The following is a 23,489-nucleotide window of genomic DNA, read 5'->3' as shown; positions in this document are numbered from 1 at the left end:
ATAGAAGATATTGTCAGATACAATTTACCTATTATGCTATAATTACTTTATTAAAAGAGCGAGAGGAAAATAAACGAATGAAAACATCTTCAATAACAAAAAAAGATATTGTGAAAATTGTTTCTAACTCTCAAAAAATTGAAGGTTATAAACCTGCTTCAAAATCTTTATCTACTAAAGTAAAAAGAATTATGGCTAAATACAATGTCCAAGTATCAGCTTGATGACAGCCCTATTTATCTAAATGGTTCGGATGTTCCAAAAAACAAGCTAGACATTTCAGATGCAGAAGTAATTCATGAAATTGAAAATGATTTACTTATAGAAGCTTATGAAAAGTTTTTAAGTGAACTAAATGATGACACAAAGTTTGATGAAGAATATTTTATAAATCTTCACAAAAAAACTTTTGAATCTCTCTATGATTTTGCTGGAAAATATAGAAATGAAAATATGAGCAAGGGAGACTCTCAATTTTGTTTAGCTGAGTATTTAGATAGTGAATCAAAGCGAATTTTCTCTGAATTACAACAAGATAAGTATTTAACTATTTTTGATAATAAAGAAGACTTTGCAAAAAGACTAGCTTATTATCAAGGTGAATTAATTGCTCTTCATCCATTTTATGAGTTAAATGGAAGAGTTTTAAGACTATTTTGTGATTTATTAGCTGTATTTAATGGCTACAAGCCAATTGATTACACTGCTTCGATTGATAATGAGAAATATATCGAAGCTTCAATTGAATGTGTTCAATTTGCAGATACAACGAAGTTAGAAGAGATTATTTTAAGTGGATTAAGTTCTTAACTATCTCTCCCTACTAAAATCTTCTCTAACAGCTTCTCTACCTCTTTCCATAAAGAAAAGAATAGTTGAAGCAAGTGTAGGGCGGTTTAGTGTCTCTTTCATTTTAACTAAGTAGTTATATTCTTCTTGAGTTAAAGCAAGAGTGATTCGCTTTTCTCTTTTTAACTCCGTCGTTGACACCTTGAGAATATTTACCTATTGTCTTTTGTTTTTCTCTACCTATTTCATCTCTATATCTAATCAAAAAGACTTTATCAACTACTTTATTTTCATCATTTACAACTTCTTTGTAAAAAACTCTTGCTTGAGAAGTCGTAATTTTTGGGCTTAACACTTTCATAATATCTCACTTTTAAGTCCGCAAAAAGTCCGCATATTATGAAAAAACATGACTTTTTACGATTTAATTTGATGATAGTGTAATGTAAGAAAAGCCCTATTTTCAAGGGCTTGGGAGGATTTGAAGATTTTTGAGAAAATTAGCCTACTGAATCACAAATTCGGTAAAATAGATACCTTTGATTCTACCATCAGATATCATAGAGTTTAGAGTATCCATAATTTGTTGAGAGAGTTTGTTTTTTCCTTTTTTAGAAGAAACCTCTTCAAGTGTTTTTGAAGTTAAAATTCTAATGATTCTATCTCGTAAAACTGGTGCTTTCGCATCAAGTTCTAAACTTAACTCTTCGCCTTCAAGTTCTAGCGAAATAGTAGTTTTTAGAAATCTTCTTCCTGAATCACTTTTTAAATTGACTGTAAAAGTATCAAGTGGATAGAGTATCCCTATTTCATTGAGTGAACGTAAGTCTTCATCACCATCATAATTAGAGCTCTTTTTTATCGTTTTTTTAGGTTTTTCTTGTTGTACAGGAGCAGAAGATACTGCAGCCTCATCATCTCCACCTATAAATAAAAATGCCACAGCTCCAAGCAAAATGATAAGCACTAAAACCACAATGATGATAATCATTAGTAGTTTGCTAGATTTTTTCTCTTGGGGTGCCGATTCTTCTTCTTTTACTTCTTCTTCAGCCATGCTTCGTCCTTGAACTATCTTAAATTTATTGTTAGTATATCGAATTTTATGAAAAAAAATAAAATTTTAATGCGATGAAAGTTCATTCAACGGTAAAAATTCGTATGTATCCGCATTATAATACTCTATCAAACCAGTTTCAATATCATAACACCATCCATGAATATGTAAATCACCAGCTTCAAAGCGTTTATTTACAGCTGGATACGTTAAGATATTTTCAATCTGTTTCATAACTGAAAGTTTTTCAGTAAGTCTGAGTAATTTATCAAGTGGGGCATGTGCACCTAAACTTAATATTGCTGATGTTTTTGCACTTTCACCAAGTTCTAGCCATTTTTGAGTATGTACTAAACTTGTATCTGTTAATGGCTCATAAAGACATCTACATGCTCCACAGTGGGTATGCCCACAAATAATAATCTCTTTAACATTTAAAACACTTACAGCATACTCTATCCCAGAAGCAGTAGCATGAAAATCTTCATCAGCTTTAAATGGTGGTACAAAGTTCCCTACATTTCTTATAACAAACAAATCCCCAGGATTCGTATGCAACATCAAATCTGGAATAACTCGAGAGTCTGAACAACCAATAAAAAGTGCTTTTGGTTTTTGACCTTTGACAAGTTTTTCTAAAGACTCTTTATTTTTTTTAAAATAAGTTCGAAATAGTTTGTTCCCCTCTGCATAATCCTCAAGGTTCATAGTAGTACCTTTGAAGAGTTTAGTTACACTCTTTGATATCTAAAGAACATAAAATTCTTTCAAAGATATCGCCAGATTCACGATTATTATCTTCGTGATATTCTACAACTAAAACCTCTTTCCCATTAGCAACTTTTGTTGTATACATCTCAGGTTTCATTGAATGTTTTGAAGTATGTTCATTTATACATTCTGTAACTTTTTGTTTTTCATCTTCAGACTCATATGCTAAAGACAATCTCGAAAATTTTTCTTCACTTCTCACTTCTGCATCTATCATTGTTAGTACCTTAAAAATTGATTTATAAAACTTTTATATATTATGCAGAATCTTTACTTGTGTATAAATTAAAGCTAGTACCATTGCAATAATTTTGTCACTTCATCCACTATATATGTTTTTATTGGAGTTTTTTCTAATGGTTTTTTAGGGACTAATGCTTTAGTGATATTTTGCATTTTTGCTTCTTTAAGTCTATTATCAAGTCCATAAACTTCTCTAACATCCCCAACAAGAGAAACTTCCCCTATAAAAATAGTCTCTTTTGAAATAGCTCGATCACGAAAACTACTAATTATTGCAGCCAATACTGCAAGATCAGCTGCAGTTTCAGTGATCTTGATTCCTCCTGTAATATTTATAAATACATCATATCCTGAGAGAGGGATTTCAAGTTTTCGCTCCAAGAGAGCTAGGAGCATATTTAAGCGGTTATTGTCAAAACCAGTTGCTTGACGCTTTGCATTTGGAGTATGAGATTCAGAAACAAGTGCTTGTACCTCTAAAATAATAGGGCGACTTCCCTCCATTATAACGGTTAGTGCAGAACCAGCTTGATGTGAGTTGCGATTGAAAAATCGTGAAGCTATATCTGTCGCACTCACTAAGCCATCATTCCTCATTTCAAACACACCAATCTCACTGGTTGCTCCAAAACGGTTTTTAAATCCTCGTAGAATGCGAAGTTCTTGTGAAGAGTCCCCTTCAAAATATAGCACAGTATCAACCATATGCTCTAACACTCTAGGCCCTGCGATTGAACCTTCTTTAGTGATGTGACCGATGATAAAAGTTGCTAAATCTTGCTCTTTAGCAATGCGCATCAACTCAAATGTAATTTGGCGAACTTGTGTCACACTTCCGGGTGCTGAAGAGATATTTTCTGAGTATATTGTCTGGATAGAGTCAATAATCAAAAAGTCATATTTTCTTTCTTGAAGTTCTACTAAAATCTGCTCTAGTCGTATCTCACTTAAAAGGTATAGACTATCATGGTTAGAGTTGAGGCGATTTGCTCTAATCTTAATTTGCGAAGCTGATTCTTCCCCTGAAACATACAAAACATTTTTTCCAGTGGAGGCAAGATTTGATGCTACTTTTAGTAAAAGTGTAGATTTTCCAACACCAGGACTTCCACCAATGAGCGTTAAACTCCCTGGAACTATTCCTCCACCTAATACATTGTCAAGTTCAATATCGAGTGAGCTAAAGCGTGTAACTTCATCCTCTACAACATCATTTATACTAATCGCTTTTGCATTTTTTGCAGAGGGAGATTTGAGTTGCTTTATAATATCTTGTTGCTGTTGATTCAGTTCTATAAAACTATCCCAAGCTCCACAATTCGTACATTTTCCCATCCATTTTGGTGTCGTCATTCCACAATGTTGGCACTCGTAGAGTATTTTCGCTTTTGCCATTAGTTTAAGCCTTAAGTTGAATTATGAAAATTGTATAGGAAAAAAAAGGGGAAGTGAGGAAATATGACAAAATGTCATATTCTTTTAATTATTCCTCTTCTGTGAAGATTGCATCAAGTAAAGAATCAACAAATTCATACTTGTTAAATGGTGTAAGATCGTCAGGTTGCTCACCAGTTCCAACATATAAAATTGGCAGTTCAAGTGCATAAGCGATAGAAAAAACACTACCACCTTTTGCCGTACCATCGAGTTTTGTAATGATGATACCATCAACCCCTATCATCTCATTAAAGGCTTTCGCTTGGCTGATTGCAGAGTTTCCTTGTGTACCATCAATGATAAGAACTGTTCTATGGGGTGCTCCACTATGTGCTTTGTCACAAATGCGGTTGATTTTTTTAAGTTCATTTGCAAGATTTGTTTGTGTATGTAATCGACCTGCTGTATCGATGATAACATTATCATACCCTTTTGCTTTGGCAGAGTCAATCGTATCAAATGCAACAGCGGAAGGGTCATGCCCTTGATTAGATGAGATGATCGGAATATCTAGCTTTTTAGCCCAAAGTGTAAGCTGCTCGATTGCAGCTGCACGGAAAGTATCTCCAGCACCTAAAATAACTTTTTTGCCATCATTTTTATAGCGTTGTGCTAGTTTTGAGATCGTTGTTGTTTTCCCAGCACCATTTACACCTACGATAAGTTCAACAAATGGTGGTGTAAATTCAGGCTCTTTGTATTCTGTATACGCTAGGGTTGCTAAAAGTTTTGAGCGAAGAATTTCACGAGTTACTTTATCTTGGTAGATTTCATTTATTATAATTTCTACAAGCTCGTACTCGACATCAGCTTCAAGTAGAATATCTTCGATCTCATCTTTTGTAAATGATATCTTTTTTTTAGGTGCAACAGATTTAATTGCTTCTGCAGTTTTACCTAAAGATTTTTTTATAAAACCAAACATCTATTGCAGTCCTAATGCTTTTTTAATATCGCTTTCAATAAATTCCTCTTCTGTAGCACCTTGATAATAATTTACCAGTTTTCCATCTTTATACATAGCCATAAGTGGAATACCAAAATTTCTTCTAATATTTAAATGATTTGCTACAGCATCTATAATACGACGATTTTCACTTGAGTTTGCGAGTGGATACTGTGCATCATATTCTGATCTAAACTCTTGTAGTTTTGTATTGTTTAAATCATCCTCGACAGTAATACCAATAATTGTTAAATTATCTTTGTATCTTTCTTGAAGTTTTGTGAGATGTGATGCTTCAGCTTGACAAGGTGGGCACCAAGTTGCAAAAATATCTAGAATAATTACTTGATTTTCTTTGGTTTTTAAAACAAAACCATCATTTGCTTTTTGAATCACATACTCTTGACCTGATAACTCTTTTAATACAAATTCATTTGTTGCAAGGAGTGCATTGGCATCGTTTTCATCGTTTGAACATGCACTGAAAAATAGACCAGCAAGTACGGATAATAAAATAAAAGATTTTTTTAACATAAATTTTTGCCTCAATTTTGTAAAATAAGCGAAATTATAACCATAAAGATTTTATATGACTCTTACAAAAGAAATATTTAGAAAAAAATCATTACAAAAAATACAAAATGCTTATACACATAATAAACTTCATCGTAATGCACTCGTGCAAAAAAGGCTTTTACAGGTTTTAAAAAAATATAAACATAAAAAAGTTTTAGTATATAACTCGTTACCATTTGAAGCAGATATATCAAAAAGTATAAAAAAGATGAGGAGAAAATTGGAGATTTATGTACCATTTATGGAAGGCGAAAGTTTTAAGATGGTACCATTTAGAATGCCACTTAAGAAAAAAAAGTTTGGAATTTTTGAAGCTGGCAACACATTAAGAGATATAAAAAAAATAGATATTGCTATAGTGCCTAGTGTAGGTGTGGATGGAAATTTAAAAAGGGTTGGTTTTGGTAAAGGGATGTATGATCGCTTCTTTGCAAAGCTAAAGAAAAAACCATTTACTATATTTATACAACCAGAACTATGTTACACAAAACAGCATATATGTGATGTTCATGACATTGAGGCAGATGTGTTGATAACACCACAAAAAGAGATACACAAAAGACGCGTAGCAATTAAAAAGGGACATTAGATGTTAAATGAGATAATCCTTGGTGGCGGGACAGCCATCGTTAGTGGAGTTATCGGTTTTTTCATCTCTAAAAAACTGACTAGTGCAAATTTTGAAGTTTATACACAACAAGCCCAAGCAAAAGCAAATGCTATTGAGAATGAAGCGCAAACTCTACTAGAGCGTGCAAGATTAAAGTCACGTGAGATAGAGCTCGAAGCAAAAAAAGAGTTTGATAGTGCAAAAGATAGAGCACGTGCAGATTTTTCTCAAAGAGAAGAGCAACTAAGAAAATTAGAGGGTGATTTTAAACACTATAAAAAGCTTGAAGAGCAAAAACTTCAAAATGAAACAAGACATATAAAAGCACAAAAAGTAAATATAGAGAGAAATGAAAAATCTTTAATTTCATTAAAAAAGAAATATGAAGAAAAAATAGATGAAGCGGTACGTGTTATAGAACATTCAGCTGGAATGACACAAGCAGAAGCAAAAAAAGTATTACTTGAAAATGTAGAAGATAGAGCTCGTGGAGAGATATCTCACATAGTTAGAAAATATGAAAACAAAGCCAGAGAAGAGGCAAAAAGAAAAGCAAACTATATCTTAGCACAAGCAACTAGCCGTTTTGCAGGGGAGTTTGCATCTGAACGCTTAACAAATTTAGTCCATTTAGAAAGTGATGAGCTAAAAGGTCGTATCATTGGAAAAGAGGGGCGAAATATTAAAGCCCTTGAAACACTTTTAGGTGTTGACATTATTATAGATGATACACCAAATGCGATTTTAGTGAGTAGTTTTAATCTATATCGTCGTGCGATTGCAACAAAAACTTTACAACTTCTCATAGAAGATGGACGCATCCAACCAGCACGCATAGAAGAAATATTTGAAAAAGTTTCAGATGAGTTTGAAGAGAGAATTTTAGCTGAGGGTGAAGAGATCGTAGCTGAGTTAGATATAGGTGTAATGAATCCTGATTTGATGAAACTTATAGGGCGTCTACGCTATAGAGCTTCTTATGGACAAAATGCACTAGCACATACACTTGAAGTTGCAAACTTAGCTGGAGTTATGGCTGGTGAGATGGGTGGTGATCCACGTATGGCTAAACGTGCTGGATTATTGCATGACATTGGAAAAGCTTTAACACATGAACACGATGGAAATCATGTTGATTTAGGTGCTGAGATTTGTCGAAGATACAACGAGGATGAAGTTGTGATTAATTCTATCTATGCACACCACGATCAAGAAGAGATCAAATCGATTGAGTGTGGTGCAGTATGTGCAGCCGATGCACTTTCAGCTGCACGTCCAGGGGCACGTCGTGAAGTATTAGAAAGTTTCTTAAAACGTGTAACTGAGATTGAAGATATTGCTTCAGCGCATACAGGTGTAAAACAAGCATATGCGATTAATGCTGGACGTGAGGTGAGAGTCATTGTTAATGCTACTTTAGTAAATGATGATGAGTCTATCTTAATGGCACGTGAAATAGCAACTGAAATCGAAGAGAGAGTGCAATATCCTGGAGAGATTAAAGTGAATGTTATTCGTGAAAGTAGGGCGATAGAGTATGCAAAATAGCATACTCTAAAAACTATTTTTTAACTGTTGTAACAACAGCACCTCTTATATCGCCCATTTTATAGCCCATAGCTTTATCTTCTGGGTATCTGTTTAAAATTTCTGCTTTTAATTTTTCATTTTGTACATCCCCGTGACATTTTAAACAAGCTTCGTTATCAATCACTAAAGGTTTATAAAATTTATATGTATGTGCATCCATTTTTTCTACGATTCTTTTTGGAAGTGATTCGTTATTTTCTTGTAGTTCTTGTAAATGTTGTAAAACTTTTTTTTCATCTTCACTAGGGGTATTAACTGGATTTCTTGTAAGAAGAGATACTCTTTTGACACTTACACCCTCTGGTAATTTTTTATTTACAGCTTCAGTGAGGTTATATGCTTCTTGTGAACAAAAATCAAGTGCTTCCATAGCACCACCTTGTTTCATATGCATTTTCATATTTTTACCGAGTGTTTGCATCAAAAGTTTTGTACTCGCACTCCCTTTTTGCATAACATCTGTTAAATTGGCTGTATCATTAGCTAAAAGGCTTATAGAACTGAGGGTTACTAAGGTAATTGAACTAAAAAATTTCATCATTTTTTTCCTTTTGATTAAAAAATATTCTAAAAATTGTACCAAACTTAGAATAATTTAATCCAACTTTGAGTAAAATCGCACCATTATTTTGAATTTTGGAGTTTTCGATGCCTGAATTATTTACGTTCATAGGTTCTATCTTTGGTGTTTCTCATCACGCAGACCCAGAGACTTATAAATTGGTAGTATATACAGCTCATATGCTTTTATCGGCAGGGATTGCTATTATCTTAGCAAAAGTTGCAATGTCTAACTTACAACTTGTACCAAAAGGTACTCAAAACATTATGGAAGCATATGTTGGTGGTGTTCTTAAAATGGGAACAGATGTTATGGGTAAAGAGAACGCTTCTCGTTATCTACCATTAGTAGCGACTATTGGTTTATTTGTAGGTATTGCAAACTTAATTGGTGTAATCCCTGGTTTTGAAGCACCAACAGCATTTTTAGAGATGCCTTTAACATTAGCACTTGTTGTATTTGTTTACTATAACTTTGAAGGTATTCGTCGTCAAGGTGTTATAAAATACTTCAAACACTTTTTAGGACCTGTTTGGTGGTTATACTGGTTGATGTTCCCAATTGAAATCGTGTCTCATTTTTCACGTTTAGTTTCACTTTCATTTCGTCTCTTTGGTAACGTAAAAGGGGATGATATGTTCTTGATGGTAATCCTTATGTTAGCACCATGGGCACTTCCTATGATCCCATATGCACTTTTAACATTTATGGCATTTTTACAAGCATTTATTTTCATGATGCTTACATACGTTTATCTTGGTGGTGCGGTAGCTACTGAGGAACACTAAAAACTCCAAAATAATGCAAAAAGATAGTTTTGATCGAGTTATAAGCTTTTTGCTTGGAGCATCGTGGGGGATTATTCTCTTTGGTGCTCTTGCTCTTTTTGCTATCTTGTTCCACTTTGGTTTTACAATTGCTTTTTTACTTACATTCCTATATATCATCGTTTCACTTTTTTTAGTTTTAGTTTTAGACGCTTTACATGTTAATAAAGAGAGACTCAAAGAAGCTAAAAAACAAACTGAATTACTTCAAAAAATATTAGAAAATAAATAATCTTCATTTATTGCATAAAATTTAATCAGACTTTTTTCTTTTGTTAATTATAGAGATGATATAATTTTGCTATCCTAAGATTCAAGGATATTTACCTCCCTTTCCAAGAGATAAAAGTTCTATACCTTATTGGCAGAAGGTATAGGGCATTCATAGATACCTAATTCCCCTTTTTAGCAGATTTAAAAGATAATTTAGCTATTATAAATCAACTAATTATTTTTATTCCCAAGGAACATTATGTTTGAAGTCGTTATAGGACTAGAAGTCCATGTACAACTAAACACAAAAACAAAGCTTTTTTGCTCGTGTCCTACGAGTTTTAATCATAAACAAAATACAAATACTTGTCCAACATGTTTAGCTCTTCCTGGTGCATTACCAGTGTTAAATAGAGAAGTTTTACATAAGTCTATCATGCTTGGAACGGCGATTGATGCAACCATAAATAAAACATCATATTTTGATAGAAAATCTTACTTTTATCCAGATTCACCATCAGCGTATCAAATTACTCAATTGTATACTCCGATTGTAGAGAATGGAAAACTAACCATTGATTTTGAAGATGGTTCAAGTAAAACTATGAGAATAAATCGTGCGCATATTGAAGCAGATGCTGGAAAAAACATTCATGATGGAGATATCTCAAAAGTTGACTTAAATCGTGCAGGGACACCACTTTTAGAGATTGTAAGTGAGCCAGATATGAGAAGTGCTGAAGAAGCAGTGTTATATCTTAAAAAACTACACTCTATTTTACGTTATATTGATATCTCAGATGCAAATATGCAAGAGGGTTCATTTCGATGTGATGTAAACGTTTCTATCCGTCCAAAAGGGGATGAAAAGCTTTATACTCGTGTAGAGATTAAAAACATCAACTCTTTTAAATTTATCCAAAAAGCGATAGAGGTTGAAGTAGCTCGTCAAATAGAGGCTTGGGAAGATGGTGTGTATGAAGATGAGATAGTTCAAGAGACTCGTCTTTTTGATCAGGTTAAGAGTGAAACACGTTCTATGCGTGGGAAAGAGGAAGCAGCTGATTATAGATATTTTCCTGAACCAGACCTTTTAAAATGTGAAGTGACTGACACTATGATGGAAGAGTTCACAAAAATTCCAGAACTTCCAGATGCAAAAAAAGAGCGTTTTATCAATGAATACAAAATGAGTGAGTACAATGCATCTGTCATTACATCCGAAGTAGAGATGGCAAACTTTTTTGAAGCTATGATGGCGATTGATGGAGTAAGTGCTAAAACTGCAACCTCACTTTTAACAGTAGAGTTACTGGCTCGTCTAAAAGGTGAGTTTAATATCACAAATTCACCTGTAGATGCACAAAAACTAGGTACTATCGCTGCACGAATTGATGACCAAACTATCTCAGGAAAAGCTGCAAAAGAGGTACTTGATTTTATGATGGAAAATGAAGACTCAGAAGTTGATGCCACTATTGAAAAACTTGGATTAAAACAAGTTACAGATACTGGTGCAATTGAAGCGATGTGTGATGAAATTATTAATGCAAATCAAGATAAAGCAGAGGAGTATAGAGCTGGTAAAGAGCAACTTCTAGGTTTCTTTGTTGGGCAAGTTATGAAAGCAAGTAAAGGGAGTGCAAATCCTCAAGCTGTAAATGTAATTCTCAAACAAAAGCTGAGCTGATGAAAACACTGAAGCGTCTTTTAGTAAACTTTGCATACTATTTAAACTCTTCTGATACGTATCAGAGAAAAAGACGTTTCTTTTATAATTTATTAGAAAATGATGATTATAGGTACAAAAAATATTTTGACCTATTTATGATGGTACTTATTTTTGCAAGTGTTGGTATTTTGATTTACGAAGTAAAGCGAGATATCCATGATGCTTTAAATATTTTCAATGCTTACGTGATCTCATTTATCTTTTTTGTAGAGTATATACTTCGACTTTGGATACATAGCAGTATCTCAAAAGTTATTATTGAACAAGATGAGTATAGTGATCTTTTAGGAAGAGACTTTAGCCTTGGATATGTTGTTAGAAAAGTTTTTAGAGAGAAAATGGAGTATGTTTTATCTCTAAAAGCTATTATTGACCTTTTAGCTATTATGCCTTTCTTCCATGAGTTAAGACTTCTTCGTGTATTTATCCTCTTTAGAGTTTTTAAAATATTTAGATATGCAAAAAGTTTTAATACTTTTGCTTCAGTACTTGCAAGTAAAAAGTTTGAATTTTTTACATTAGCAATGTTTGCAGCAATTGTCATCTTTGTTGCTTCAGTACTTATCTATGTTATGGAAGCAAATGATCCAGAGTCTAAAATAGATACGCTTTATGAAGCATTTTATTGGTCTATCGTTACAATCTCTACAGTTGGATATGGGGATGTTGTTGCTGTTTCTCCTGAGGGGCAGTTTGTTGCTATAGTAGTTATCCTCTCTGGTATCTCAGTTTTAGCATTTACTACATCACTCTTTGTATCTGCATTTACAGAAAAGTTAGAGGATATTAAAGAGGCAAAAGTTATTCAAGATGTCTCAAAACATAAAGAGAGTTATATCATTTGTGGGTATGAAAGTATTGCCAAAGAGGTAGCAAAAAAATTAAAAAGATCAAAATTTCATGTAGTGATTTTAGATGAATCACGTGAACGTGTAGAAGAGGCCAAAAAAGACGGCTTAAAAGCGCTTAACTATAATCCTGGTAATGTTGATAGTTATGAAAAACTCAATATAAATCTTGCAACACAAGTAAAAGCGATACTCTGTTTACATGAAAATGATGTGCAAAATGTTTATACAGCTTTAACAATCCGTGCAATAGATAAAAATGTAAAGATAATGTCTCTTTTAATGAACAGTACAAATAGAAAAAAACTTATTTTTTCTGGGGTTAATGAGATACTTGATGATAAAGAGTTTGTAGGGCTTGTTGCACGTGAGTATGTAGGACAGCCTGTAGCATTTGAAGTGATCCATGCCATTCGTGCAGAAGATTCAACTATAAAAGTTGATGAGATAACTATAACACAAAGAATAGTAGATAATATTTCACAAGTTTCAGAACTAGGCAATATAAACTTTAGAGTTGTATTGCTCGGTATACATAAAAAATCAACTAATAGATTTTTCTTTAACCCAATAGATGCAACGCTTTTAGAAGTTGGGGATGTTTTATTTGTTGTTGGAAACCATATCTTTATAAAAGAGTTTACAAAACACCTGATGTCAAGAGCATCAAAAAGAGGTGAATCATGAGTATGAGCGTTTTAGTTTTTGGAAATAATGAATATGGTGTAGAGATTGCTAAAAATGTTCAATACAAGTACTCAAATGTAACGATTTTTAGTTTAGGGGATTTAGAAGATCAACTGAGTGATTTTCACTATGAAAAGTTTGATCTAAGTGATGACTGGGATGAGCTCAATGAGAAGCATGATATGCAAAAAGTTATCATATTTTGTGCACTCAAAGATGAAGCACAAAATATCTTTTTAACGATCTCACTGCGTTCTGTGTTTAAAGATGTAACTATTATAGCACTTGCAAAAAATAATGAGGATTCAAATAAACTTCATATGGCAGGAGCAACGAAAGTAATTCCTATAGTGGAAACCACTGCAAACATTATCACAGATATGCTCAAAAAACCGATAGTGACAGAAGTTTTACATGACATTTTGTATGAAGATAGTCCACTCAAAGTTATACAAGTAGAAGTGAAAAATGCCCAGCGTTTTGGTGGAGAATATCCAGCAGATATTAACTGGAGCAGGGATCACGGTGTACTTGTTTTATCTATTATACATCAAGATGGCTCACATGAGTTTATATACTCATCAAGAGCAAAACATAATGTTATTTCTAATGGAGATATCTTTATCGTTGTTGGGTATGAAACAGATATACAAGAGTTTAAAAAGTACATAGGTGAGGAATAATGAGTAAAATAGCAGTTATTGGTGCTGGAAAATGGGGGAGTGCACTTGCATACGCATTTTCTCAAAATAATGAAGTTGTTATCACTTCAAGAACACCAAGAGAGTTAGAAAACTTTGTTTCGCTTGAAAATGCACTAACATGTAAGTACATTATCATAACAGTTCCTGCACAACAAATTTCATCATGGTTACAATATAATTTCAAGTTTACTGGGCAAAAAGTTTTAGTTGCTTCTAAAGGGATTGAAGCAAAAACAGGAAAGTTTTTAAATGAGATATATAACGACTACATTCCACAAGAGAATATAGCATTTTTATCTGGTCCATCATTTGCAGTAGAGGTTATACAATCACTTCCCACTGCTTTAGTAGTGAACTCAACCAATTTAGAACTTGCAGATGAGTTTGCATCAATGTTCCCTGAATTTATAAAGGGGTATAGTTCTGACGATGTTATAGGTGCAGAGATAGCTGGGGCATATAAAAATGTGATTGCAATTGCTGCTGGGATATGTGAAGGGCTGAAGTTAGGGAAAAATGCAGCCGCTGCACTCACATCTCGAGGTTTAGTTGAGATGGAGCGTTTTGGTAGAAGTTATGGTGCTAAAGAGGAGACTTTTTTAGGACTTAGTGGAGCAGGGGATCTATTTTTAACTGCATCTTCTACAATGAGTCGAAACTTTCGTGTAGGTCTTGGCATTGCTGCTGGAAAATCTCAAGAAGATATACTTCAAGAGTTAGGTGAAGTAGCTGAGGGGATAGGGACTGCGTATGCACTCTATGAGATAGCTACAAAAAATGATCTTTATCTTCCAATAGCAAAGGAAGTTTATGAGATGTTAGAGGGAAAAAGTCCTCAGGCATCTTTAAAAGACTTATTGTCTAAATAGGATATTGAGATATTGTTCTATTTACAATATCTCTAAGGCTTCATCAAATTCATACGCTTCAATCAGATTTTGTACTTTTATAAATGTTTTGTAATCTTTGTTTGAAAGTTGATATGTTGCAATCTGTTCAATAATGAGACGACATTTTTTGGGTTCCATCAGCTCTATAGCCTCTTTTAGATTTGCAAATAACTCCTCTTTGATTTGTACTGTTATAGGTTCTTTCCTAGTTGAATCATCTTCTTGGAGTTCTAACTTTTCATTGAGTTCATCTATAACAATATTAAGCTCTTTGTAAAACTCTTCAAATAGGTTTTTATCTAAGGTCTCATCTAGTTTTTGAGTTACAAGATGTAAGTTAGTAGCACCAATATTGCCGCTTAAACCTTTTAATGTATGGGAAAATATTTTTAAATCTTCATCATTGAGTAAATGTAAATCTATATCTTTAAAATCATTTTTAAAATTATTCAAAAGTTTTAGATATATACTTTTATTACCCGCTAAATGTCTTAAACCTTCTTGCGTATCTATGCTATTAAAAGATGGAAGTTCAAATAAATCATCAGTGGAATTATTTTGAGATAGAGAAATTGTGCTTTTTTTTGAAACATATTGTAAAATTATTTTATAAAGACGTTCAACTTCGATAGGTTTGTTTAAATAGTCATTCATCCCTACATCTTTTGTTTTTTGAATGTCTTGAGGTTTTGTATCTGCACTAAGCGCGATGATAGGGATATCTTTATCCGTTTTTCTAATCGCTTTCGTTGCTTCATAACCATCCATGATTGGCATTTGTATATCCATCAAAATAAGTTCAAAACTTGAATTTTTGACAAACATCTCGAATGCTTCTTTCCCATTATTAGCAATCTCCAGTACTATACCACTCTCTTTTAAAAGCTCTGAGACAATCCCTTGATTGATTTGATTGTCTTCTACTAAGAGTATGGAACTTCCTTTTAGGGAACCAAGTTGTTCTTTCAGCGGAATTTTATTATCTTGAAGTGTTTCAACTTTATCATTTTCAACTTTTTGTGTTGATTGTGAGATGTTTTTTTTCAATATACTCACGATAATATTAAATTCGTGGCATAAATGACCTATTTCATCATTACTATAATAGGTTGATTGTGCATTGTAATCACCAGTAGTTAGCAAAGATGCTTGTTTTGAAAGGGAAACTATAGGGTCTAAAAGTTTTTTTAGCAAGAAAATAGCAAGAAGTGTAAAAATAAAGACAATTAATATCACAATCAAAAGAGTTGATGTTGTTACTTCATTTGATGATGTTTTTGGCGTGACATCCTCTTGTGTAAGCCCAGATGTTAACGATTTTAATTGAGAGATAAATTTCTGGTTTGTGATAGCATCATTTTTCTTTGTATCTTGAAAATCAATATCTGCACCAATAACTACACTCCAAGTAGGGAAATCTTTTACAAAAGAGAGTTTTGGTTTTTCCCAAATATCTTGATAAGTCCCTTCTTTAGCTGTTTTTGCTTGTTGGATCATAGATGCAATATGTGAATCTTGAATATTGGAAAAATCACTTCCAGTTTCTATAAGTGGATGTGATAGTACAGTGCTATTGTAATCTATAACAAAAAAGTTGGTAGTGTCATGAGGAAGTGTTTTTATTGTTTCAAAAACATCATCTTTAAGCTCTTCATTGAGTTGACTTGCGTATTCTCCTGTACCGATAACCCAGTTGTAAGGTTTAAATTTAAATACATATGCATATTTTGTTTCAACTTCATTTGAACTTGGATTTTTCCATCTATATTTTACTGTGCCGCTTCCGTCCTCTTTGGCAACTTGAACCATTTCATTGATGTAGTAAACTCCATCAGCATCTTTGACTTTTTTGAGGCTAATACCCTCAATAGATGGTTTGATAGGGTGTAAAACTAAACGTGAATTAAAATCATATACAAAATAGTAACCATCACTCTCTTTTCCATATCTATGAGTTCTTATATAGTTGACGATTTTTTCTTTTAGTTGTTTTTTTGAGAGTTGATTTTTATTTTTAGTATAAAGTTTTTCTAAACGATGTTGAAATAGTTTTGCTCGTTGTACCAATACTTGATCAATATTTTCAGGCTTTGATAGTTCATATTTTTTTTGGATTATTTCCCAAGTAGGTTGAGTGAGACTGGTTAATTGCTCTTTTTTTTCTTCAAGAGAGATAGGTTGAGATAGATTAAAGTCATCAACAAGAGTAGCAATTTTTTTTAAAATAGCTTGATTTGATTCTAAATTTTTTGAAGGTTGTTCAAGACCTAAAAGTGTTAAGTTATAAATTAAAATACTTAATAATGTTATTAAAATACTAAAAATAATAGCGGTTTTGTTTAAAATTTTTGACTGCAACATACATAGTCCTCTAAGAGTTATAATCTAAAAATTGATTTATTTCTACCTGTATCTTTGGCTTCATAAAGCGCTTCATCTGCTTTATGAAGAAGATGGTCAATCGTTGACATAGTAGGGTCAAACTTGGCTATACCACTACTAATGGTTGATTTTATAAATGTGTTGTCACCTATTTCAATATCTAATGCTTCAATATTTTTTATAATTGTGTTTACACGCTTCACGATTTCACTATCAGAATCACAGTTATATATGATACAAAACTCCTCACCACCGATTCTTCCAAATACTGCTTCATTCACAAGATGTTCTTTGAGGGTTTTTGCGATCACTTTTATAACTTTATCTCCAACAGCATGTCCGTGGGTGTCATTAATAGCTTTAAATTTATCAATATCCACCATAACTGCATAAAGATTCTCGTTTTCTTTTATAAATTTTTCAGTAGCGACTTCAAAAAATCTTCTTCTATTATAAATATTTGTCATTGGGTCATAATATGCCATATATTCAAGTTTAGCAATAGTTTTTTGAAGTTTTAAGTTGATAGATACCCGAGCAAGTAACTCTACAGGACGAAATGGTTTTGTAACATAATCAGCCGCACCTATATTGTAAGCCTTGGATATAGATTCATCATCAGTTTTGGCAGTGATAAAAAGTATAGGGATATCTTTGGTTTTTATATCTGATTTTAAAATTTTACACACTTCATACCCATCCATCTCTGGCATGACAATATCTAGCAAGATAAGATGAATCTCTCTTTTTTGCACAACTTCTAAGGCTTTTTTCCCTGATAAAGCGGCGATTACATTATAGTTGTTTTTTCCATTTATCTTGTCAAAAAGTCCGAGGAGTATATCGATATTTGATTTTTCATCATCAACAATTAGTATATTTTGAACCATTATATCTCCCAAACAAGATGCTATATATTTAAACAAATTTGAATAGTCTAGCTAAAACTAACTTAACATTAAGAAAAAGAAGATATTCTCTAGTACATAAAAAATTTAAGGATTGTTTTTGAATGAAAATTTTGTAGTTGTAAAAAAGATTGTTATAGCCATTTTTATCGGTATAGTTGTCTTTTTTTTAGGATTACAATTTTTTAATCAAGAGCAAAGTATTTTACTTGCACTTATTGCTTTATTAGTAACACTTTGGACAAATGAGGCTTTGCCACTTGGTGTTGTTTCCTTACTTCCTATTATTTTGTTCCCAGCTTTTGGATTTCTTAGCACAAAAGAGACCACTGTAAATTATGCACATCCAATCATCTATTTGTTTTTAGGTGGTTTTTTACTTGCGATTGCAGTTGAAAAAACAAAACTGCATGTGCGCATAGCAGATAAGATTTTAAATATATTTCCAAATACACCTCGAGCAATGATCCTCTCATTAGCAATTACAGCAGGATTACTGAGTGCAATTCTTTCAAACACAACTACAACACTTTTACTCATTACGATTGCTATTTTTATAACTGAAAATGAAAAGCTTAAACTCCGTTTTGCACTTGCCATAGCATATGGTGCAAGTATTGGTGGGATACTTACACCAATTGGAACACCACCAAACTTAATATTGCTTGGAATTATGGAAGATAATGGTTTAGAAGCTATACCATTTTTTCAATGGATGGTGATGGTAGCACCACTTTCACTTATGATGATAGTGAGTATGAGTTATCTGTTAAGTATAGGTGTAAAAGATGTGCAAGTTGCACGCAATATTGAGCTTCCAAAAATGACAAATAATCAGAAAAAAGTGAGTTTACTTCTTGGTGCATTGATACTACTTTTAGTTGTAAATGCACCTATAAAACCATACTGGAATGGTTTAGGATTAAACGAGAGTGGCATCTTGCTTGGATTTGGGCTAGTACTGTTTATGCCACCCTTTAGTATACTTAATTGGATAGAAGATCATAACAAAATTCCTTATGCAATCATTATGCTTTTTGGTGCAGGTTTTTCAATAGCAAAAGCATTTATGGCTACAGGTTTAGCCGATCAGATTGCATCATATCTACTCGATATGACACAGTTATCACCTCTGCTTTTACTCTTTAGTATCGCTTTTTTAGTTACTTTTTCAACAGAGATCACCTCAAACACTGCTTTAACATCTATAATGCTTCCTGTCATCTACTCGGTAACTGAACAAGCTGGGATAAACACTACACTTTTTATGATGGTAGCAACTTTATGTGCATCATACGCTTTTATGCTCCCTATTGCAACCCCACCAAATGCCATTGCGATGAGTAGTGGAGTAGTACATGTTAAAGATATGCTTCGTTTTGGTTTAGTACTAAATTTATTGGGTATATTTTTTATAGTGATGATTGCAGAATTTTTTTGGAAGGGTCTGTTTTTTAACTAAAATCTGATAAGATTTGAAAAAATATTTAAGGACTCAAAATATGGTAGTTCATATCGTAATGTTTAAATTTAAAGAGGAAAATAAAGCTTTAAATTTAGCAAAAGTACAAGCAAAACTGGAAAAACTTGAAGAGTTGATTGATGAGTTGAAAACTATGGAAGTTGGTATCAACTTTACAGAGGCTGATAGGGCTATGGATTTGGCACTTTACTCAACATTTGAGTCGCAAGAGGATTTACAAGCATATGCTATCCACCCTGAGCATTTGAACGTGGTTGCACTTATAAAAGAGGTTACGGTTGAGTCAAAAGTAGTTGATTATATCCTTGAATAAATCTTGACGGATAAACAAAATAAAAAATAGACTTAAAACGTCAAGTTAGTTTCAAACCGTTTATTCTTTCTTTAAGTTAGTGTGATAGTATGTCAAAAATTCGAATAAAGGATATATAATGAACAATCCGTCAAATGAACCAACATTAGAAAGTATGAGTGACTATGACACTTTAAAAGGTGAAAAGAAAAAGATAGTTTGGGCAGTTATTATCTCTGGACTTATTATAGGTAGTATCTATGTAATTGCCTCAAAAATTTTTACAAATGAGGGGGATAATATCCCTGTTGAAAAGTCTATAAAATCTATACCAGTTGAATAAAAAAAATAAAGAGGTTTCATGTTAAGCGTTATCATTGGGATATATAGTTTATATCTCCTTATCTCCATCTATACAAGTATTATGCAGATAGGTTATATAAATCAAGCCAAAAAAAAAGAGGCAGTGTTATTATCTCCTAGTGAATATTTAAAAGCTGGAAACTATGGTGTAGCAAAAGAGAAACTCTCTATTGTCAACAATTTTACAGACTACCTTTTGTTTTTAGCTTGGGTAGGTTTTGGTATAGGGTATCTTGCAAATCAGTTTTATTTCCTTCAAGATGAAGCAGTAAAAAACATAGTGATAGTTATGGGATTTATTGTGATTAACTCGATCATCTCTTTACCATTTACATATTATGAAAAGTTTGTACTCGATCAAGAGTTTGGTTTTAACAAATCAACAATGGCTCAATGGATAAAAGATACACTTATCTCATTTGTAATGACACTATTACTTGGCTCACTTGTAGTCTGGGGAGTGTATCTGATCTTAGCAAACTTTGAGTTGTGGTGGTTGTGGAGTTTTGCTTTTATATTTGCCATTATAGTTTTAATCAATATGCTCTATCCAACATTTCGTGCGATGTTTTTTGACAAACTCTCTCCACTTGAAGATGAGGTTTTAGATGCTGATATAAAACGTCTTATGGATGCAACAGGTTTTGTGAGTAGTGGAGTATTTATAAGTGATGCTTCTAAGCGTGACGCAAGACTCAACGCATACTTTGGTGGTTTTGGAAAAGCAAAGCGTGTAGTGTTGTTTGACACACTTTTAGAAAAACTCTCATCAAAAGAGCTTTTAGCAGTTTTAGGACATGAACTTGGACACTTTGCACATGGTGATATCTACAAAAACATCGCTATGATGGGCGGGATGCTTTTTGTGATGTTTGCTATTTTTGGCAATATCCCTGAGAGTTTATATCTACAACTTGGACTCTCACAAGAACCATATGTGGTTATGATACTTTTTATGCTGTTCATGCCAGTACTTGGATTTATCATGATGCCAATTATGGGCTTTGTTAGTAGAAAAAATGAGTACGCTGCTGATGAGATGGGAAGTAAACTTGGTGGCAATGGTGGCGAGATAGAACTTGCAAATGCTTTGACTAAACTAGTGGAAGAAAATAAAAGTTTTCCACTCTCACATCCTATTTATATCTTTTTTCACTATACACATCCACCAGTGATAGAGCGTTTAAAAGTTCTAGGTGTAGATATAAAAGGTGTTGATAAAAGTGCACTAGAGGGTCAATGCGAAGCAAATATATAGTCAAAGAGCTTCTAAAAACTGTTAGTGAACAACTCAAAGAGATTGAGCGTTCACAAAGAGAGGCACAACTTCTTTTACTTCATTACTTAGAGAAAGATGAACTTTGGCTTATTACAAATCAAAATAGTGAAGTTGAAATTGATGATGATTTCTTCACACTAGTTCAAAGACGTGCAAAAAATGAACCACTAGAATACATAACAAATAGAGTAAGTTTTTACTCTAAAGAGTTTTATATAGACGAAGGTGCTTTGATACCACGCCCTGAAACGGAGCTTCTCATTGATGAAGTTTTGAAAAGAGTTCCAAACGATACAACAGATACTTTTGTGGAAGTAGGTGTGGGCAGTGGCATTATCTCTATCGTCCTTGCATTGCATCTGCCAAATGCAAAGTTTATAGCTGTAGATATATCACTCAAAGCTCTTGAAGTTGCAAAGAAAAATATTGAAAAATTTCAACTACAAGAAAAAATAGAGTTACGTCTTGGTTCACTTTTAGATGTTGTTGATGAGGAAGTAGATTTTTTAATCTCAAACCCTCCATACATTGCAAATGATGCAAAGTTAGAGAGTAATCTCTCGTATGAGCCTCAAAATGCTCTTTTTGGTGGAGAGATTGGAGATGAGATCATAAAACAACTTCTTGATGCAGTCTTAAAACGAAAAATTAAATTTTTTAGTTGTGAGATGGGTTATGATCAACAAGATAAAATAGTGAACTATTTGAAAAACAAAGAGTATGCGAGTTTAGATTTTTACAAAGACCTCAGTCAGTTTGATAGAGGTTTTACTTTAAAGGCAACACAATGATAAAAAGAAATATATATTTAGATTTTAGTTATTTACTAGTGATAGCTGCAACATTAGGAGCTGTTTTAGTTTTAGGTGCACTCGTCGCACCTGTTGTTTTTCATAATGACAATTTACTCGTTGGAATGTTACTTGACCATTATAACTCTGGCATCATTATGGGTGAGATATTTAGAAGATTTTCATTTTGGATATATTTTGTAACTGCATATGTCTTTGTGTATGAAGCGATGATGTACAAAAAAGGTCAAAGAGATAACATAGCAATAGTAAGTGGATTTATCACAATGTTCACTTCTCTCTTGTTTGCTGCTGTATACACACCAAAGATTTTAGAGATGCAAAAACTAGGCACAGAAGCTACTCAAAGCGATACATTTGACAATATCCACATAGCAAGTGAGATAGATTTTAAAATCTTGGCTGTAGCACTGTTTATCTTATTTATCCGCCGTTTAATGCTTCTGCGTACCTCTTAAAATAAAATAGTGTGAATAATCGTAACTACAACCAATAAAAAACAAGAAAAAATATATTTCATATAAAACTCATAACAATGTTTTAATATTATCAACTTAATTTATTGTGATTGGAGTTTTGATGAGGTTTTTTAGGGGTGTATTATTTGGTTTTGTATTTATAGTTTTAACTTCAAATTTATTATTTTCTTATGACGGTTTAAAAACTCTTACTGCAACTCTTCAAGAGCCTACTTATATTTATGACCCAAACCATTGTACATCATATCATTCTTCAGAAATTGATGTTACTCCTTATTATTATTGTGCTCAGACTTTTGGTTCTGTATTGAATGGTTCTTATGTTCCCGAGGAGAGTACAATGCATCGTTCTCTTGTATATACTTGTACTTTAGCTGCAAACAATCACGGTGATGCTTACGAGTCCCTATTTGCTACCTTCAGTTGCGCGGTAGATTGTAATGATGGTTATGTATGGGATGAGGGTTCTCAATCTTGTGTGGAGCCTTGTGTAACCGATCCTGAACAACCTTTAAATAAACAATTATTAGGCGATTTTGGTAGTCAATCTGAATGTGATACACAATTGATTGCTTTTCAATCTAGTTATACCGATTTACAGTGTTGGTCTGATAATTGTGCAGTAGAACCTAGAACTTTTTATTTGTATGGCAATAAGAAGATTTGCCAAACCCCAGACACCACCTACCCAAACCTAGCAACAAACGAACAAGAACTATTTAGCTGGAGCGATGATAATAACCGCTCAGAGGAGTGTAGTGCTTTAGACGGTACTGTACAAACCAGACAAGTAAGCTGTGAACAAGAGTACAGATGTGTAAAAGCAACACCAGAAGATAAAGACAAATGTCGAAAACAACCCGTAGCTTCTTACGTCTCCCCAACAGCAGGAGTATTTCATGAAGATATAGCACTTGTTGGAACAGATATAGCACTTCATTACCAAAGTGCTTATTTAGATGACACCTCTTTAGCAAGTGGATGGAGTTTAGATATACATCATAATTTA

Annotated in this window: 27 protein-coding genes; 17 read left to right on the top strand and 10 right to left on the bottom strand. The window is 33.1% G+C overall.

Features of this window, described 5'->3' with window-relative positions; translation table 11 throughout:
- The first annotated feature begins 77 nt into the window (after positions 1-77).
- A complete protein-coding gene (locus tag ACQY56_RS12415) occupies positions 78-224 on the top strand; it encodes a hypothetical protein (protein WP_428738418.1) in 147 nt (48 codons plus the stop codon).
- Complete coding sequence (locus ACQY56_RS12410; protein ID WP_428738417.1) at positions 205-810, top strand: Fic/DOC family protein; 606 nt, start codon at positions 205-207, stop codon at positions 808-810. The genes ACQY56_RS12415 and ACQY56_RS12410 overlap by 20 nt, the downstream gene beginning before the upstream one ends.
- A 115-nt stretch (positions 811-925) precedes the next feature.
- Here ACQY56_RS12410 and ACQY56_RS12405 read toward each other — a convergent pair whose 3' ends face one another.
- The 7 genes from ACQY56_RS12405 to ACQY56_RS12375 form a co-directional block, all read right to left on the bottom strand.
- A complete protein-coding gene (locus ACQY56_RS12405) occupies positions 926-1,150 on the bottom strand; it encodes a hypothetical protein (protein WP_428738416.1) in 225 nt (74 codons plus the stop codon).
- A gap of 144 nt (positions 1,151-1,294) precedes the next feature.
- Positions 1,295-1,846: a flagellar basal body-associated protein FliL gene (gene fliL / locus ACQY56_RS12400; RefSeq protein WP_428738415.1), complete on the bottom strand. Its 552-nt coding sequence runs from the start codon at positions 1,844-1,846 to the stop codon at positions 1,295-1,297.
- A 66-nt stretch (positions 1,847-1,912) separates the two neighbouring features.
- On the bottom strand, positions 1,913-2,554 hold the full coding sequence (locus ACQY56_RS12395) for a carbonic anhydrase (RefSeq protein WP_428738414.1): 642 nt from the start codon (positions 2,552-2,554) through the stop codon (positions 1,913-1,915).
- A gap of 19 nt (positions 2,555-2,573) precedes the next feature.
- Entirely contained in the window at positions 2,574-2,834 is a 261-nt protein-coding gene (locus tag ACQY56_RS12390; RefSeq protein WP_428738413.1) for a hypothetical protein, read from the bottom strand.
- Positions 2,835-2,908: 74 nt separating this feature from the next.
- Complete coding sequence (gene radA, locus ACQY56_RS12385; RefSeq protein ID WP_428738412.1) at positions 2,909-4,255, bottom strand: DNA repair protein RadA; 1,347 nt, start codon at positions 4,253-4,255, stop codon at positions 2,909-2,911.
- A gap of 88 nt (positions 4,256-4,343) precedes the next feature.
- Positions 4,344-5,222 (bottom strand): signal recognition particle-docking protein FtsY, encoded by an 879-nt coding sequence (gene ftsY / locus ACQY56_RS12380; RefSeq protein ID WP_428738411.1) that lies wholly within the window; start codon positions 5,220-5,222, stop codon positions 4,344-4,346.
- Positions 5,223-5,777: a TlpA family protein disulfide reductase gene (locus ACQY56_RS12375; RefSeq protein ID WP_428738410.1), complete on the bottom strand. Its 555-nt coding sequence runs from the start codon at positions 5,775-5,777 to the stop codon at positions 5,223-5,225.
- A 55-nt stretch (positions 5,778-5,832) separates the two neighbouring features.
- Here ACQY56_RS12375 and ACQY56_RS12370 point away from each other — a divergent pair, with 55 nt between their 5' ends.
- Positions 5,833-6,408, top strand: coding sequence for a 5-formyltetrahydrofolate cyclo-ligase (locus ACQY56_RS12370; RefSeq protein WP_428738409.1), 576 nt, complete (start codon positions 5,833-5,835; stop codon positions 6,406-6,408).
- Positions 6,409-7,977, top strand: a complete 1,569-nt coding sequence (gene rny / locus ACQY56_RS12365) for a ribonuclease Y (protein ID WP_428738408.1) — start codon at positions 6,409-6,411, stop codon at positions 7,975-7,977.
- A 13-nt stretch (positions 7,978-7,990) separates the two neighbouring features.
- Here the strand turns inward: rny and ACQY56_RS12360 are convergent, their stop codons facing one another.
- Positions 7,991-8,557 (bottom strand): Tll0287-like domain-containing protein, encoded by a 567-nt coding sequence (locus ACQY56_RS12360; protein ID WP_428743773.1) that lies wholly within the window; start codon positions 8,555-8,557, stop codon positions 7,991-7,993.
- A 110-nt stretch (positions 8,558-8,667) separates the two neighbouring features.
- Here ACQY56_RS12360 and ACQY56_RS12355 point away from each other — a divergent pair, with 110 nt between their 5' ends.
- The 6 genes from ACQY56_RS12355 (at position 8,668) to ACQY56_RS12330 (ending at position 14,461) form a co-directional block, all read left to right on the top strand.
- Entirely contained in the window at positions 8,668-9,369 is a 702-nt protein-coding gene (locus ACQY56_RS12355) for a F0F1 ATP synthase subunit A (RefSeq protein WP_428738406.1), read from the top strand.
- Positions 9,370-9,382: 13 nt separating this feature from the next.
- The gene (locus ACQY56_RS12350) at positions 9,383-9,640 is read left to right on the top strand and encodes a hypothetical protein (RefSeq protein ID WP_428738405.1); all 258 of its coding nucleotides are present in this window, start codon (positions 9,383-9,385) and stop codon (positions 9,638-9,640) included.
- Between the two features lie 240 nt (positions 9,641-9,880).
- Positions 9,881-11,311: an Asp-tRNA(Asn)/Glu-tRNA(Gln) amidotransferase subunit GatB gene (gene gatB / locus ACQY56_RS12345; RefSeq protein WP_428738404.1), complete on the top strand. Its 1,431-nt coding sequence runs from the start codon at positions 9,881-9,883 to the stop codon at positions 11,309-11,311.
- A complete protein-coding gene (locus tag ACQY56_RS12340) occupies positions 11,311-12,888 on the top strand; it encodes an ion transporter (RefSeq protein ID WP_428738403.1) in 1,578 nt (525 codons plus the stop codon). The genes gatB and ACQY56_RS12340 overlap by 1 nt, the downstream gene beginning before the upstream one ends.
- Positions 12,889-12,890: 2 nt before the next feature.
- Positions 12,891-13,571 carry an NAD-binding protein gene (locus ACQY56_RS12335; RefSeq protein WP_428738402.1) on the top strand — a complete coding sequence of 227 codons (681 nt, stop codon included), beginning with the start codon at positions 12,891-12,893 and terminating at the stop codon, positions 13,569-13,571.
- Positions 13,571-14,461 carry an NAD(P)H-dependent glycerol-3-phosphate dehydrogenase gene (locus ACQY56_RS12330; RefSeq protein ID WP_428738401.1) on the top strand — a complete coding sequence of 297 codons (891 nt, stop codon included), beginning with the start codon at positions 13,571-13,573 and terminating at the stop codon, positions 14,459-14,461. The genes ACQY56_RS12335 and ACQY56_RS12330 overlap by 1 nt, the downstream gene beginning before the upstream one ends.
- Positions 14,462-14,482: 21 nt before the next feature.
- Here ACQY56_RS12330 and ACQY56_RS12325 read toward each other — a convergent pair whose 3' ends face one another.
- On the bottom strand, positions 14,483-16,843 hold the full coding sequence (locus tag ACQY56_RS12325; RefSeq protein WP_428738400.1) for a cache domain-containing protein: 2,361 nt from the start codon (positions 16,841-16,843) through the stop codon (positions 14,483-14,485).
- Positions 16,844-16,860: 17 nt separating this feature from the next.
- A complete protein-coding gene (locus tag ACQY56_RS12320) occupies positions 16,861-17,754 on the bottom strand; it encodes a GGDEF domain-containing response regulator (RefSeq protein ID WP_428738399.1) in 894 nt (297 codons plus the stop codon).
- A 118-nt stretch (positions 17,755-17,872) separates the two neighbouring features.
- Between ACQY56_RS12320 and ACQY56_RS12315 the strand changes: the two genes are divergently transcribed.
- The 7 genes from ACQY56_RS12315 to ACQY56_RS12285 form a co-directional block, all read left to right on the top strand.
- Entirely contained in the window at positions 17,873-19,234 is a 1,362-nt protein-coding gene (locus ACQY56_RS12315) for an SLC13 family permease (protein ID WP_428738398.1), read from the top strand.
- Between the two features lie 40 nt (positions 19,235-19,274).
- Positions 19,275-19,568, top strand: a complete 294-nt coding sequence (locus ACQY56_RS12310) for a Dabb family protein (protein WP_428738397.1) — start codon at positions 19,275-19,277, stop codon at positions 19,566-19,568.
- A gap of 118 nt (positions 19,569-19,686) precedes the next feature.
- Complete coding sequence (locus ACQY56_RS12305) at positions 19,687-19,890, top strand: hypothetical protein (RefSeq protein WP_428738396.1); 204 nt, start codon at positions 19,687-19,689, stop codon at positions 19,888-19,890.
- Between the two features lie 18 nt (positions 19,891-19,908).
- Positions 19,909-21,168, top strand: a complete 1,260-nt coding sequence (locus tag ACQY56_RS12300) for a M48 family metallopeptidase (protein ID WP_428738395.1) — start codon at positions 19,909-19,911, stop codon at positions 21,166-21,168.
- A complete protein-coding gene (prmC, locus tag ACQY56_RS12295; protein WP_428738394.1) occupies positions 21,150-21,980 on the top strand; it encodes a peptide chain release factor N(5)-glutamine methyltransferase in 831 nt (276 codons plus the stop codon). Before ACQY56_RS12300 ends, prmC begins: the two co-directional genes overlap by 19 nt.
- Positions 21,977-22,459, top strand: coding sequence for a DUF4149 domain-containing protein (locus ACQY56_RS12290; protein ID WP_428738393.1), 483 nt, complete (start codon positions 21,977-21,979; stop codon positions 22,457-22,459). The genes prmC and ACQY56_RS12290 overlap by 4 nt, the downstream gene beginning before the upstream one ends.
- Positions 22,460-22,580: 121 nt before the next feature.
- Positions 22,581-23,489, top strand: a 909-nt coding sequence (locus ACQY56_RS12285) for a hypothetical protein (RefSeq protein WP_428743772.1), incomplete at its 3' end; no start/stop codon positions are given.

It is taken from the genome of Sulfurimonas sp., from assembly GCF_050296975.1.
In the GTDB taxonomy this organism is placed as follows: Bacteria; Campylobacterota; Campylobacteria; order Campylobacterales; family Sulfurimonadaceae; genus Sulfurimonas.
This window is presented reverse-complemented; position numbering and strand designations above follow the sequence as displayed.